Below are 11,389 nucleotides of genomic sequence, written 5' to 3' on the forward strand. Positions count from 1 at the left end.
GACCGCGGTGGAGGATACGGGGGTGTCAGCGGAGACCGGGCCCGTGTCGACCGGGGGCGGAGACGAGCACGTCCGGCGGGTCCGACTCCCCGCCGACCGGCGCACGCCCGCCGCCGCCCGCGCCCTCGTCCGGTCCGTCCTCACCGAGGCCCACCTCGACGAACTGGCCAACGAGGCCCTGCTGCTGACCACCGAACTGTCCACGAACGCGGTGGAACACGCCCGTACCGAACTGGACATCGAGGTCGTCGCGGACCAGGTCGGCCTCACCGTGACGGTGTCGGACTTCGCCAGCGGCCCGGTGGAGGAGCTGGTCGTCGGGGTCCGCAACGACTCCTCCGACATCGGCGAGGTCTCCGAACGCGGCCGGGGCCTGCTGCTGGTCGACCACTTCGCCAGTCGCTGGGGCACCACGTACCTGCCCACCGGGAAGGGCGTCTGGTTCCGGCTGGACCTTCCCGGCGCCGCCGGGCACGGCCGCGTCCCGCGCCCCGAGGCCGCGTCCGCCGTGACCGGTCTCACCGCCAGCGACAGCTCCGCGCCGAGCGCCGGCGCGATGAGCGAGCTGATGCAGACCATCCCCGATCCGTACGCCGAGGACCCGCTGCCCGACTTCGCGACCAGCCTGCTGACCCGGGTCGCCGAGATGGTCGGCGCGGCCGGGGGCGTGGTCCAGCTGGACCGGGGCGAGGGGCAGGGCCGCCAGGTGCTCGCCCGGTACGGGCGCCAGCCCCGCGCCGACGCCGAGCTGCTCCGGGTCCCGCTCACCGTGCACCGCCCGTACTCCGGGGAGCTGGAGCTGGACGCGGCACCGTCCGCGTACGCCCGCCCGCTGGCCGTCCTGACGGCCGAGCGGCTCTCCCTGCACCTGGAGAACGACCGGCTGCGCCGGGCGGACGTCCGGCGTCGGGCATGGCTGACGTTCCTCGCCGAGGCCAGCGAACTGCTCGCGCAGTCCCTCGACGTCGAGCTGACCATGGCACTGATCCCGCAGCTCGTGGTGCCCCGGCTCGGGCAGTGGTGCGCGGTGCACACCACCGACGAGTGGGGCCGGCTGCGGCTCGCGGCGGCCAGCCACGCCGACGAGTCGATGCTGCCGCAGTTGGACGCGGTGCTCCGCGAGACCGGACCGGACTCGATCCAGGCCCGGCTGCGGGAGGCGTCCCGCAACGGCACGCACACGCCGCTGGGTGCGCCCATGGAGGGCTTCGCGGTCCCGCTGATCGCCCGGGGCCAGCGCCTCGGCACGCTGGCCGTCGGCCGGCACCAGCGGCACCGGCACGACCCGGACGAGGTCGCCGTCCTGGAGGACGTGGCCCGGCGGGCGGCCCTGGCCATCGAGAACGCCCGGATCCACGCCGAACGCCGCCGCGTCGCGCACACCCTCCAGCAGTCGCTGCTGCCGCCGGTGCTGCCGGTGGTGGAGGGCATCGGCTTCGCCGCCGAGTACGTGCCGACGGGCGACGACGCCGACGTGGGCGGCGACTTCTACGACGTGCTGCCACTGCCCGACGGCCGGTGGCTGGTGGTCATCGGGGACGTCTCCGGCAAGGGTGTGCAGGCCGCGGCGGTCACCGGCCTGGTCCGCGACGTCATCCGGGTGCTGGTCGGAGACGGCAAGCCGCTGCCCGAGGCGCTGGCCCGGCTCAACGAGACGCTGTGCGAGCGGGGCGGCGGCCGGTACTGCACCCTCGCGCTGGCGGCCGTCCGGCCCGGGGACGGCGACCAGCTCGACGTCTCGCTGCACCTCGCCGGCCACGACCGTCCGGTGCTGTTGCGCTCCGGCGGCGGCGCCGAATTCGTCGGGACCGGTGGCACCGCGCTGGGCCTGCTCGACTCCATCGCCTCGCCGACGGCCGAGTTCCCACTCGACCCGGGCGACGCGCTGGTCTTCTACACCGACGGGGTCACCGAACGCCGGCGTGGGCGGGAGCTCTTCGGCACCGACCGGCTGCGGGAGGCCGCCGCCCCGCTGGCCGGGTACTCCGCGGACGTGGTCGCGGCCCGGCTCCGGTCCACCGCGATCGGCTTCTCGCCGGAGGCCCCCCGCGACGACATCGCCATCCTGGTCCTTCGCAACGACGCCGTCTGACGCCCGGCCCGCCCGGCTCGATCGAGCGGCGGTCAGAGGCCGCCGGGGAGGCGGCCGGGCGCGAGGCGGTGATGCGGGTCGAGGTGCTCCTTCACGGCCCGGAGCCGGGCCAGCCCGGCCACGTCGCCCCACAGGTCGACGGCCTGGCGGACCGGTTCCGGTGCGGAGACGACCACGCACCGGCCCTGCCGGGCGAGGAGCACACCCCGGACGGCGGCGAGGATCGAGGCGACCCGGTCGGGGGACATCGCGCCCGGCAGAGCGGCGTGCACGACGCCCAGACCGGCGGAGCCGCGCAGCGGGACGGGACCGCCGGCCGCGTCCCGCAGCGCGTAGACCGCCGCGTGCAGGTCGCTGATCGGCACCTCGATGCGCAACGCGGTGTCGCCCGGGGCGAACGGGTAGCGCCGCCACCACGGCGGCGCGGAGTGCGCGGCGGTCGTGCGCGGGCCGAGGAGCGACACCAGCCGGTCGGCCCGCTCGGCGACGTCCGCCGGACCGCCCTCCAGCAGGACGACCAGGGACCCGGCACCGGCCGGGCCGGTCGTGGCGCGACCCGTCATCGACGGGTGCCGCGCCATCGACTCGGCCCGGCCGTCCCGCTGCGGCCGGGGTCCCGCGCCGGCCGGCAGGTCCAGCTCGACCGCCGCCGGGTCGAGGCGGGCGGCGAGCACCGTACGCACCAGGTCGTGCACCTCCAACGGCGTCCACACCGGACGGGTCACCCAGATGCGACTCGCCGGCACGGCCTGGACGCGCAGGGAGGCCGACACCAGCACGCCGAGCGCGCCCTCCGAGCCGCAGAGCACCCGGGCCAGCTCCAGCCCCTCGGCGCCACCACCGGCGTCGACCAGCTCACCGCCGGCGTCCAGGTAGCGGAGGCCGGCGAGCTGGTCGCACGGGGTGCCGTGGCGGTGCCGCAGCGGGCCGGCCTCGCCGGCGGCGAGCACCCCGCCCAGCGTCGCGCCGGGTGAGGGCGCGTCCAGCGCGAGCCGCCGGTTGGTGCGCTCCAGGGTCGCCTGCACGGCGCGCAGCGGGGTGCCGGCACCGACCTCCACGGTCGCGGCGGCCACCGAACGGTGGCCGATCCCGGCGAGCCGGCCGGTGTCGAGCATGATGTCGACCCGATCCGGGGCGGCGCCCCAGTCGATCTTCGTGCCGGCCCCCCGGGGCACCACCGTCAGGTCGTGGCGTGCGGCGAGGCGCAGCACCTCGGAGGCGGCGTGCGGGCCGCCCGGGACGGCGACCCAGCGGGCCGGGCGACCGGCCACCTCGTCGGCCGGGCCGGCCAGGCGGGCGAAGGGCGGGCCGCAGATCTCCGTCAGCCGTCGGGTGATGTCCAGTGCGCCGGGCCGGTCGGTGTAGCTCGCTGCTGCCGCCATGGCGGTCATCGTACACATGTTCGAAAGACCTGGCGGCGGGTTGCCGGACGAGCCCGCGCGGCGGGCGGCGCTCGGCCGGTAACGTGGCGCCCGTGACCACCGAGACCCCCGACAACTTCAGCTCGGCGCGTCTGACGCCGCGCCACGACCTGAAGCCGTCGCCCGCCGCGAAGCGGGTGCCGAGCGAGCGCACCCACCACGGCGACACCGTCGTCGACGAGTACGCCTGGCTGTCCGTCAAGGACGATCCGGAGACGATCGCCCACCTGACCACCGAGAACGCGTACACCGAGGCCCGGACGGCGCACCTCGCCGGGCTGCGTGGGGAGCTGTTCGAGGAGATCCGCCAGCGCACCCAGGAGACCGACCTGACGGTGCCCGCCCGCAAGGGCGGCTGGTGGTACTACACCCGGACGGTCGAGGGCCAGCAGTACGGGGTGCACTGCCGCCGCGCCGTCCGCGACGGCGAGACCGAGCCGCCGGTCAGCGTGGACGGCGCCCCGCTCGACGGCGAGGAGGTGCTGCTCGACGGCAACCTGCTCGCCGAGGGGCACGACTTCTTCGCGCTCGGCGCGTTCGACGTCAGCCCCGACGGGCGCTGGCTCGCGTACTCGACGGACTTCTCCGGCGACGAGCGGTTCACGCTGCGGGTGAAGGACCTGAGCACCGGCGAACTGCTCCCCGACGAGGTGCCCGACACCTTCTACGGCACCGCCTGGTCCGCCGACGCGTCGGTGCTGTTCTACGTGACCGTGGACGAGGCGTGGCGGCCCAACCGGGTCTGGCGGCACACCCTGGGCACCCCGTCGGGTGAGGACGTGGTGGTCCACCAGGAGGACGACGAACGGTTCTGGGTGGGCGTCGAGCTGACCCGCTCGGAGAAGTTCGTCCTCATCGACATCCACAGCAAGATCACCAGTGAGGTCCTGGTGATCCCGGCCGGCAACCCGACCGGCGCCCCGGCGTCCGTGGCGGCCCGCCGGCAGGGCGTGGAGTACACGGTGGAGCACCACGGGCACCGGTTCCTCATCCTGCACAACGACGGCGCGGAGGACTTCGCGCTCGCGTACACCTCGGCGGACGCGCCCGGCGACTGGGTCCCGCTGATCGAGCACTCGCCGGGCACCCGGCTCGAGGCGGTCGACGCCTTCGCCGACCACCTCGTGGTGTCGCTGCGCAGCAACGGGCTGACCGGGCTGCGGGTGCTGCCGATCGGCGGCGGCGACGCGTACGACATCGACTTCCCGGAGCCGCTCTACAGCGTCGGCCTGGGTGCCAACCCGGAGTACCGCACCGGGCAGATCCGGCTCGGCTACACGTCGCTGGTCACGCCGGACTCCGTCTACGACTACGACCTGGTGACCCGGCAGATGACGCTGCGGCGGCGGAAGCCGGTGCAGCCCGGGCCGGACGGACGGCCCTACGACCCGGCGGAGTACGAGCAGCACCGCGACTGGGCGCTCGCCGACGACGGCACCCGCGTGCCGATCTCGCTGGTGTGCCGCGCCGGCACCCCGCGCGACGGCTCCGCGCCCTGCGTGATCTACGGCTACGGCTCGTACGAGGCGAGCATGGACCCGTGGTTCTCGGTCGCCCGGCTCTCCCTGCTGGACCGGGGCGTCGTCTTCGCGGTGGCGCACATCCGGGGCGGCGGCGAGCTGGGCCGGCGCTGGTACGACCAGGGCAAGCTGCTGGCCAAGAAGAACACCTTCACCGACTTCGTGGCCTGCGCCCGTCACCTGGTCAAGGCCGGCTGGACGGCGAGCGACCGGCTGGTCGCCCGGGGCGCCTCGGCCGGCGGCCTGCTGATGGGAGCGGTGGCCAACATCGCGCCGGACGCCTTCAGCGGGATCGTCGCGCAGGTGCCGTTCGTGGACGCGCTCACCTCGATCCTCGACCCGTCGCTGCCGCTGACCGTCACCGAGTGGGAGGAGTGGGGCAACCCCCTCGACGACCCCGAGGTGTACGCGTACATGAAGTCCTACACCCCGTACGAGAACGTGCGGGCCGTGGACTACCCGGCGATCCTCGCGGTGACCAGCCTCAACGACACCCGGGTGCTGTACCACGAGCCGGCGAAGTGGATCGCCCGCCTGCGGGAGGTCGCCCCGCAGGGCGACTACCTGCTCAAGACGGAGATGGGCGCCGGGCACGGTGGCCCGAGCGGCCGCTACGACTCGTGGCGCGAGGAGGCGTTCGTCAACGCCTGGATCCTGGACCGCCTCGGGCGCGCCTGAGGTGTGCAAGGAAGGGCCCCCCGTTAACGCCTGGCGTTGTACAGGGGGCCCTTCCTAACGGCTCCGCCCTCGGCCGCCGGCCCGCACGGGCGAACCGGCCCGCCCGGCCGGGAGCCCTCTGTCAGGTCGCGCGCAGTTCCTCGACCGCCGTACCGGACCGCAGGAAGAGCAGGCCGATCGCGACGGTGACCAGCACCGCCGCGACGGCGCCGCTTCCGAGCCAGGCCAGGTGCCCGAGCGGTAGGTCAGGAGTGACGCTGACGAGCGACTCCACCTCGACACGGGTGTACTGCTCCCGGGTCGCCGGGTCGGTGCAGAGCTGCTCCCCCGCGTCGCAGACCTCGCTGGTGTAACCACCGCTGCTCGGTGCGCCGAAGAGGCCGCGGCCCGGCAGCAGGCCGACCGTGAGCGCGAGGGCGACCGCCGGCACCGCCGGAGCCAGCGCCTGCCAGGCGATCGACCGCCCAATGGTGGCGGCGGGCACCCCGGTCGCCACCAGGGCTGCGTACGCCCGCCGCCGGGCGGTGACCCCCTCGACCAGGGCGACGACGAGCCCGCCGGCGGCCACCACCATGGCCACCGCGACCGCGAGGTCGACGAGGTCCATCGTGCTCAGGTAGAAGTCGTCGGTGCCGCCCCGCCGGCCCCCGCTCCGGCGCTCCAGCTCCCCCGCGGCCTCGAAGTAGGCCCGCATGCCCGCCGCCCCGGCACCGAGGAGTACCGCTGCCAGCAGAGCGGCGAAGGCACGGCTGCCCGCCCAGGGGTCGGAGGTCAAGCGGGCGGCCGCGAGCAGCGTGGCCGGGCGGCGTGCCCACCGGCGCAGCAGCCGCCCGGTGACGTACGAGATCCAGCCGGTGCCGACGACGACACCGACGAGTGCGGCGAGCCCGCCGCCCGTCAGCAGGGCGGAGGTCAGCCACTCGGGCGGCTGGGTGTCCCGGGTCGCGTACCAGCGGTTGATCGGCCCGATGGAGGCGAAGGCAACCAGCCCGAGCCCGATCAGGATGCCGGCCCAGGGGCGGAGGCCGCGTTCGCGCCGCTCCGTCCGGGCCACGCCGAGCGGGCTTACGGTCACCCGGCGCAGCATGAGCGCGGTGGCGAGGCCCGCCACGACGGGCAGCCCGAGCAGCACCGCGGCGAAGGCCACCGACGTGCAAGGACGGTGGAGCCGGGGGAAGACAGGGCCGGGCGGGAGCAACGCGCGCCGCGATCGGGACGGGCCCTCGTCCCGCACGAGGGCCCGTCCCTGACCTCACGGCACCAGGACCGACGCCAGCACCGCCGGGTCGACGTTGCCGCCGGTGACCACGGCGACCGTACGCCCGGTGGGAATCTCGGCGGCACGGAACAGCCGGGCGGCCACCGCCACCGCGGCGCTCGGCTCGACGACCAGCCGGGCGTCGCGGACCAGCCGGACCATCGCGGCCCTGATCTCCTCCTCGGTGACCGTGACGATGCGGTCGAGCCGGGCGGCCAGGTGGGCGAGCGTCAGCTCGGACGGCGGCAGGCGCAGCCCGTCGGCGATCGTCCGGTAGGTCCGCTCCTCACCCCACACCACCACCGACCCGGCGGCGAGGGAATCGCGGGCGTCGGCGGCCAGCTCCGGCTCCACGCCGACCACCGTCGCCTCCGGCCGAAGCGCCCGCACCGCCGTCGCCACGCCGGAGGAGAGCCCGCCGCCGCCCACCGGCACCAGCACCACGTCCACGTCGGGCAGGTCCTCGACGATCTCCAACCCGATCGTTCCCTGCCCGGCCACGATGCGCCGGTCGTCGAAGGGCGGCACCAGCACCGCACCGGTCGCCGCCGCGATCCGTTCCGCCTCCGGGACGCGTCGCGGCGGCGGCACGAGCAGCACCTCCACGCCGAGCGCGCGGATCCGGTCGACCTTCGCCGCCGGGGCTCCCTCGGGCACCACGATCCGGCACGGCACGCCGGCCGCCCGGGCCGCGTACGCCAGCGCCAGGCCGTGGTTGCCCGAGGAGTGCGTGACGACGCCGCGCGCCCGCTCCGCCGGGGTCAGCCGCGCGACCGCGTGGGTCGCGCCGCGCAGCTTGAACGAGCCCACCGGTTGCAGGCTCTCCGGCTTGAGCCACAGGTCCGCGTCCCATCCGGTCCGCATGAGTGGCGTACGCAGGACGGTGCCCGCGATGTCCGTGGCAGCGGCCCGGACATCGGCGATCGAGACCAGTTCCATCGCCCCATCCTGCCCGGCTCTGTGGAAGGAAGGGCCCCCTGTTAACGCCTCGCGTTGTACAGGGGGCCCTTCTTAACGGCGCGCGTCCCGTCGCGGCCCGCACGCATCCGCCACCCGAAGAACACGTCGTCGGCCGTTTGGGGTCACCTAGACTGCGCGGGTGGCGGGGGACGGCGACGAGGACCGGGCGGCGGACGTACCCCGGTCGAGCCTGCGGGCGGCGGCGCGCGACCGGCGCGTCTGGGCGATCATCGCGGCGGTCGCGGTGCTGCTGGTGTGCTGCTGCTCCGCAGCCGCCGGCACCATGCTCGCGCTGGCCGGCGGCCTCTTCACCGCGAACTGATCGCACGACCTGATCGCCGCCTGGCGTTAAGAAGGGGCCCTTCCTCTACCGCAGGCGTTAATAAGGGGCCCTTCCTTGCACCGTCGCTTCAGCCGGCGGTCGCCGACCAGACCGGGTCCCGGCCGGTGCGGGCGAGGAGACGGTCGACGTCCGGCAGGTCGGGTGAGGCGGGCACCGGTTCGGCGAAGACGCCCATCTTCCGGGCCTGTGGACCGAGCTGCTCGACCAGGTCGTGCAGGGCGCCGAGCACCTCGGGTGCCGGCTCGTACGGCTGCCCGGTGGCGGCGGCCAGGTCCCAACCGTGCACGGTCAGGTCCAGCAGCGCCATGCCTCCGACGACCGGCTGCGGCATCCCCATCCCCGGTGAGACGCTCTCCAGGGCGGCCGGGTCGGACCAGGCGTCCACGAGACGACCGGTCTCGACCTCGAACCGGTCCCGCCAGCCGTCGACGAGGTGGTCGGGCTTCGCCGCCCACTCGACGGGTCGCTTCGCCGCCAGCCGCTGGAAGTTGACCACCACCTCGTACAGGTGGTTCAGCAGGTCGCGTACCGCGAAGTCCCGGCAGGGCGTCGGCAGGTCGAGCTGGTCGTCGGCGATTCCGCGGACCACCGCGACGGTACGCGGGGCCGCGGCCGCCAGCAGGTGGCTAGTGTGTGTGGCCATAGGGCCAGCGTATGAAGGCGGTCTTGAAGAAATGCGACAGCCACGCGGGGACAACCGGGGCGTCCTCGACCCGGCCCGGCTGCGCCGCCGCGTCCGCTTCCGGCGACATCTGCCCACTCCGGCGCTGCGGCGGCACGTGGAGCACTACTGGCTCCTCGACTGGGACCTGAGCGAACCGTTCACGCAGCACGTCGTACCGCATCCGGCGGTCAACGTGGTCTTCGCGCGCGACGGTGACGGTCCGGTGCGGGCCGAGGTGGCCGGGGTCGGCCTGGAACTCTTCTCGCTCACCCTGACCGGCGTCGGCACGGTGAGCGGGGTGCAGTTCCGGCCGGGCGGCTTCCGGCCGTTCTGGCCGGGGCCCGTGGCCGAGCTGACCGGCCGACGGCTGCCGTTCGCCGCGCTCGCCGACCGCTGGCCGCCGGCCGCCGCCGTGGTCGCCGCCGCGTCGGCCGGGAGCGGCGCGACGCCCGCAGACCCCTGCGACGGTACGGACACCGCGCGCCGCCGTGCCCTGGACGCCCTGCTGACGAGCTGGGCACCGGTTGCGGATCCGGTCGACGACGACGTGGTGGGGCTGGTCGAGGCGATCCGCGCCGATCGGACCGTGCTGCGGGTCGACGACTTCGCCCGCCGGCACGGCGTGTCCACCCGGCGGCTGCAACGCCTCTTCGTGACGCACGTGGGCGTCGGCCCGAAGTGGGTGATCCGCCGGTACCGGCTGCACGAGGCGATCGAGCGGGCCGGCGGCGACCCGCCGGACTGGGCCACACTCGCCGCCGACCTCGGCTACAGCGACCAGGCCCATCTGATCCGTGACTTCACGGCCGCCGTCGGCGTCTCTCCCGCTGCGTACGCCCGCACCGTCGGCTGACGTGTTGGGAAGGGGCCCTTCTACAACGCCAGGCGTTAAGAAGGTGCCCTTCCTTTCCGCTCAGCGGCGGCGGAGGGCGACCACGGCGACGTCGTCCTGGATCTCCGGCGGGGCCAGTTCGACCAGCAGGCGCTCGCAGAACCGGTCCAGGTTCTCGTCGACCCGGGCGGCGACGGCCGCCAGGGCGGACAGTCCGTCGTCGATGGTGGCGTCCCGCCGCTCGATCAGCCCGTCGGTGTAGAAGACCAGCGTCGCTCCGGCGGGCAGCACGAACTCCAGGTCGGGCGGGCGCGGGGCACGGACCCCGAGCAGCGGGGCGGACTGCTGTACGAACTCCACCTTGCCGTCCACGCTGAGCACCGGCGGCAGGTGGCCGGCACTGGCCATCCGCACCCGACCGGTGGGCGGGTGCACCAGCAGGACGCAGATGGTGGCCAGCTCGTTGGGGAGCAGTGTCCGCATCAGCTCGTTCACCCGGTGCAGGATCTCGCCCGGCTGGTGCCCCTCCACCGCGTACGCGCGCACCGCGTGCCGCAGCTCGGCCATGACGGTCGCCGCGTGCAGCGAGTGGCCGGCCACGTCGCCGATCGCCAGCAGCAGGTGCCCGTCGAGCATCACCAGCTCGTAGAAGTCCCCGCCCACCTCGGTCTGGGCGCTGGCCGGCTCGTAGCGCACCGCCAGGTCCAGTCCGACGACGGTGGGGATCTGGCGGGGCAGCAGGCTGCGCTGGAGGGTGACCGCGATCCGGTGCTCCTCGTCGAAGGAGCGCTGCGCCTCCACCGCCGCGGCGACCGCCTGCGCGAGCTGCACCAGCACCGGGTTGCGGTCGGTCTGGGTGCGGGTCGGTACGACCACGTAGAGCGGGGCGCGGTCCTCACGCAGCCGGCCGGCGGCGACGGTCACCGTGTCGTCGGCCGGCCAGTCGACCAGGCCCCAGTCGGCCGGCTGCTCGACGCGTACCGTCGCCCCGATCGGCACCCCGGTGTCGTCGACGATCCACGGGACGATCCTGGCCGGCTGGTCCGGGCCGGCGGTCACACCCGCGATGCAGTCGCCGTCGAAGGTCTCGGCCACCACGGCGGCAGGGCACTTGAAGACCTTCGCGGCCCCTTCGGCCGCGGCCTGCAGCAGCCGGGCGAAGGTCGGTGCCGCGTGCACCGCCACGGTGGTGTCGGCGAGCCCGGTGAGCCGATCGACGAGCAGCTCGGCGCGCTGCCGGGCACGGTAGTAGCGCAGCACCGCCGAGGCGGTGGCCACGAGTTCCTCGGGCTCGATCGGCTCCGCCAGGTACGCGTCCGCGCCCCGGGTCAGCCCCTGCGCCCGGTCCACCACGTCCACCGCGTGCGCCGACACGTGGATGACCGGCATCGCCGGGTGGGCCGACTTGATCCGCTCGCAGACCTCGAACCCGCTGAGGTCGGGCAGCCGGACGTCGAGGACCACCAGGTCGATCGGGTCCACCCCGACCCGGGCCAGCGCCTCGCCGCCGGTCTCCGCCTCCAGCACCGTGTAACCGGCCCGGGAGAGCCAGCTGACCAGCAGGTAGCGCTTGGTACGACTGTCGTCGACCACGAGCACGGTCGCCCGACCGCCGTCCACG

9 protein-coding genes are annotated in these 11,389 nt (G+C 74.6%); 4 read left to right on the forward strand and 5 right to left on the reverse strand.

Translation table 11 applies throughout. From position 1 onward, the window contains the following. Positions 1–22 precede the first annotated feature (22 nt). Complete coding sequence (locus tag ACTMSW_RS17925; protein WP_441181743.1) at positions 23–2,092, forward strand: SpoIIE family protein phosphatase; 2,070 nt, start codon at positions 23–25, stop codon at positions 2,090–2,092. A gap of 32 nt (positions 2,093–2,124) precedes the next feature. On the opposite strand, the gene ACTMSW_RS17930 is transcribed toward ACTMSW_RS17925, so the two are convergent. Further along, the gene (locus ACTMSW_RS17930; protein WP_441181744.1) at positions 2,125–3,474 is read right to left on the reverse strand and encodes an FAD-binding oxidoreductase; all 1,350 of its coding nucleotides are present in this window, start codon (positions 3,472–3,474) and stop codon (positions 2,125–2,127) included. Between the two features lie 149 nt (positions 3,475–3,623). Between ACTMSW_RS17930 and ACTMSW_RS17935 the strand changes: the two genes are divergently transcribed. Next, a complete protein-coding gene (locus tag ACTMSW_RS17935; RefSeq protein WP_441181781.1) occupies positions 3,624–5,711 on the forward strand; it encodes a S9 family peptidase in 2,088 nt (695 codons plus the stop codon). A gap of 121 nt (positions 5,712–5,832) precedes the next feature. Here ACTMSW_RS17935 and ACTMSW_RS17940 read toward each other — a convergent pair whose 3' ends face one another. Together ACTMSW_RS17940 and ACTMSW_RS17945 are read right to left on the reverse strand one after the other, a co-directional pair. After that, positions 5,833–6,858: a hypothetical protein gene (locus ACTMSW_RS17940; RefSeq protein WP_441181745.1), complete on the reverse strand. Its 1,026-nt coding sequence runs from the start codon at positions 6,856–6,858 to the stop codon at positions 5,833–5,835. 105 nt (positions 6,859–6,963) lie between these two features. Continuing rightward, the gene (locus ACTMSW_RS17945) at positions 6,964–7,908 is read right to left on the reverse strand and encodes a threonine ammonia-lyase (protein ID WP_441181746.1); all 945 of its coding nucleotides are present in this window, start codon (positions 7,906–7,908) and stop codon (positions 6,964–6,966) included. A 160-nt stretch (positions 7,909–8,068) separates the two neighbouring features. On the opposite strand from ACTMSW_RS17945, the gene ACTMSW_RS17950 reads away from it, so the two are divergent. Then, positions 8,069–8,251 (forward strand): hypothetical protein, encoded by a 183-nt coding sequence (locus tag ACTMSW_RS17950; RefSeq protein WP_441181747.1) that lies wholly within the window; start codon positions 8,069–8,071, stop codon positions 8,249–8,251. Positions 8,252–8,339: 88 nt separating this feature from the next. On the opposite strand, the gene ACTMSW_RS17955 is transcribed toward ACTMSW_RS17950, so the two are convergent. Further along, positions 8,340–8,915 carry a TIGR03086 family metal-binding protein gene (locus tag ACTMSW_RS17955; protein ID WP_441181748.1) on the reverse strand — a complete coding sequence of 192 codons (576 nt, stop codon included), beginning with the start codon at positions 8,913–8,915 and terminating at the stop codon, positions 8,340–8,342. A gap of 31 nt (positions 8,916–8,946) precedes the next feature. Between ACTMSW_RS17955 and ACTMSW_RS17960 the strand changes: the two genes are divergently transcribed. Then, the gene (locus tag ACTMSW_RS17960; protein WP_441181749.1) at positions 8,947–9,789 is read left to right on the forward strand and encodes an AraC family transcriptional regulator; all 843 of its coding nucleotides are present in this window, start codon (positions 8,947–8,949) and stop codon (positions 9,787–9,789) included. Positions 9,790–9,849: 60 nt separating this feature from the next. Here the strand turns inward: ACTMSW_RS17960 and ACTMSW_RS17965 are convergent, their stop codons facing one another. Then, positions 9,850–11,388: a SpoIIE family protein phosphatase gene (locus tag ACTMSW_RS17965; RefSeq protein WP_441181750.1), complete on the reverse strand. Its 1,539-nt coding sequence runs from the start codon at positions 11,386–11,388 to the stop codon at positions 9,850–9,852. Between the last annotated feature and the right edge of the window lies 1 nt (position 11,389).

The organism is Micromonospora sp. BQ11 (assembly GCF_052068135.1).
Lineage (GTDB): Bacteria > Actinomycetota > Actinomycetes > Mycobacteriales > Micromonosporaceae > Micromonospora.